This is a genomic window from Pseudomonas avellanae BPIC 631, from assembly GCF_000444135.1.
GTDB classification, from domain to species: Bacteria; Pseudomonadota; Gammaproteobacteria; order Pseudomonadales; family Pseudomonadaceae; genus Aquipseudomonas; species Aquipseudomonas avellanae.
On the sequence record NZ_ATDK01000353.1, the window covers coordinates 1 to 2,173 of the forward strand.

Consider the following 2,173-nt stretch of genomic DNA (forward strand, 5'->3'; position numbering starts at 1 on the left):
TTTCTTCAGGACTCAGGACGATATCTTGGGCGCTCATTTCTTCGCCTCCAACGGTGTAATCAACGAGCAAGAATAGACGATTTTACAGAGCATTTATTTTTGAGACAGCACACTAGTGACAGGCGACAACGTCTTCAGAACCAGTAATGGGCATGTAGCTGCGCTGATCCGCTACATGGAATATTACGCGGATGACGGGCAGGTCCATCGAGCGCCTGTTATCTCGGCATTCGATCTGCTCTACAAAGAGTACGACCGATCACTTCAGCGTCTTAATAAAAGGCTCAATCCGAATGACTCGTTATTCAAGTCCGAGCAGATTGTGGCGCAGATACTTCGTGAGGCACTGGCTCAGGAATCCCGTCGAGGGATCATGTTCCACAGTGAGATCCGGCTGGTGCAACTGGCATCGGTGGCCCGCTTGAGCCTCACTGGTAGAGAGCTGGAGTTTATGAGAAACGGGGCACGATGTGATTTTGTTCTCTATTTCAAAGTGGGGAAAAGCCCGCTGGGCGTGATTGAAGTCGACGGCGGCCACCACAACGATGCGGTACAGATTGAGCGAGACGCTGCTAAAGACAGCATTTTGAGTAAATGCGGTATCCCCTTGCTTCGTTTACGGACCATCGAGAGCCATATTGAAGAAAAAGTGGCGGCGTTCCTGGATCAATGGACGCCACGTTCGCCGAATGAAGGTTCTACAGCAGCTCCGGATTAAAGGTTGCTTTGGCGTCAAGCAGGCAATTTGTTTTTATTTTATGCAGCCAACACTGTGTTCCTATCCAAGTCCTTCAAAACCCAAGCCTGGTAAAACGGTAGTTCACATTGAAAGCGGAGCAAGCATTAGGCAGAATTCCTGATACATGCGCCAAGGAGGCAAAATGCAGTTAATCGAAAAATACATGCCGGCGTACGAGTTCGGGGAAATTCACCACATTGACGTGGCCGCCAGTCCTGAGCGGGCTATGAGCGTGGTTCTTGCCCAGCGCCCGGAGGAAGACGGATTCTTCCGGTTTGCTATCCGCCTGCGCGAGTTTCCCATGCGCCTTTTAGGTCAGCGTCCAGAAGCAAATCCAGCACCCTTCGGACTCGATAACTTCACCTTGCTGGAGCGCAGGGGGAACAGTGAGGTTGCCTATGGTTTAGCCGGGAAGCTGTGGCGGGCGAATTACGGTCAAGCCACAATTGCTGACGTCCATGCCTTCCAGGCGTTCGATACTTTTGGGTCTGTAAAGCTGGTTGTGAGTTTCGAGTGCCGGTTGTTGGAGGCGGGGCTGACAAGGGTCGTTACTGAAACCCGCGTGCATTGCCTGGATGATCATGCTCTTCGACGGTTCACACCCTACTGGTATGTGATCAGGCCGGTCAGCGGAATCATACGGCGCCGAATGCTGAAAATAATTGCCCGTGAATGCCATGATCCAAGGCTTTAGCCGTCTGACAGTGCCCTGATCTGTGATCAGGTCCGGGAGATTGCCGGTAGAACACCCCGACTACTTCTCACGCACATGACTCACCCCAAGCCTCTCCGCAAGCCGAGTCAAATTCGCGCGATCCAGATTAAGACTTCTCGCTGCAGCAGAAACATTGCCTTCCGAGCGCCTGAGAGCCTCTTCCAATATCGCTTTCTTATAGCCGTCTACAGATGATCTGAAGTCTTTAACCAGTGGTTGCAGCGAAAGGAGAGCGCCTGATTCTTCTGCAACTGTCTCGGAGGGCGATTCCAACAGGTCAAGGTCATGCAGCTCCAGCGACAACACACTCTGCCTTTTCAACGGTGCTGCTCGTTTTTTTGCCTTCAGCGCCGCCCTTGCCATCAAGTGTTCAAGCTCCCGAATATTTCCTGGCCAGGAGTAGCCGACTAACGCCTGGCGGGCGGAGTCGGAAAATCGCAGCGACGGTACGCCCACCCTCCAGCGGTTTTCTTCCGCGAAGGCTCCGGCCAGCAACATGATGTCGTCCCGACGTTCTCTCAAAGAGGGGACGCGTAACGGGTAGACGCTGAGGCGGTGATACAAGTCTGCTCGAAAGCGACCCGCACGCACTTCCTCAGCCAGGTCTGGGGATTCCACGCGCACTTGGACACCCATTCCACGAACACTTGGACAGTGATTCCACGCTGACTTGGACACTGATTCCACGAGCATCTGGACAGTGATTTCTCACTGACCAG

1 protein-coding gene and 2 pseudogenes are annotated in these 2,173 nt (G+C 53.2%); 2 read left to right on the plus strand and 1 reads right to left on the minus strand.

Going from position 1 to position 2,173, the window contains the following annotated elements:
- Positions 1-109: 109 nt before the first annotated feature.
- Both DW49_RS0121420 and DW49_RS0121425 read left to right on the plus strand, forming a co-directional pair.
- A pseudogene (locus DW49_RS0121420) lies at positions 110-718 on the plus strand (DUF2726 domain-containing protein); the annotation flags it as partial.
- 163 nt (positions 719-881) lie between these two features.
- A complete protein-coding gene (locus DW49_RS0121425; protein WP_005736284.1) occupies positions 882-1,433 on the plus strand; it encodes a hypothetical protein in 552 nt (183 codons plus the stop codon).
- Positions 1,434-1,493: 60 nt separating this feature from the next.
- On the opposite strand, the pseudogene DW49_RS0121430 reads toward DW49_RS0121425, so the two are convergent.
- Positions 1,494-2,060 (minus strand): annotated as a pseudogene (locus tag DW49_RS0121430) (AAA-type ATPase lid domain-containing protein); the annotation flags it as partial.
- Positions 2,061-2,173: the final 113 nt, after the last annotated feature.